Genomic DNA, 425 nt, shown 5'->3' on the forward strand with positions numbered 1-425 from the left:
ATGATGATTTTTCAATATTCAGATTCAAAATAGAATTTGCAGGCAACTTATTAGCAAACGCCTCAAGCCTTTTAGGACTAAAAAAAGATGAAAACAACCGCTACAAACTACTAGATGTTGCTTTTTCACAATATGCTAAAACCGAAATAGAATATACAAAACACTGGGATTTGGGTTCAAAAAATGTACTAGCACTACGTAGCTTTTTTGGTATTGCTATACCGTATGGCAACTCATCAAACATACCGTTTTCAAAAAGTTTTTTTGCTGGTGGCCCCAATGACAACAGAGCATGGTCTGCCTACCGTTTAGGGCCTGGTAGTACAGAATCTGCCAATGAATTTAATGAAGCTAACTTAAAATTAGCTTTAAATATTGAGCAACGTTTTAATATTTTTGAAAACTTAAACGGCGCATTGTTTGTT

General features: G+C 34.6%; 1 protein-coding gene. It reads left to right on the plus strand.

Features of this window, described 5'->3' with window-relative positions; translation table 11 throughout:
* A partial coding sequence (locus FUA24_RS03005; RefSeq protein ID WP_148540009.1) for a BamA/TamA family outer membrane protein occupies positions 1 to 425 on the plus strand: 425 nt, incomplete at both ends.

The organism is Seonamhaeicola marinus, from assembly GCF_008085455.1.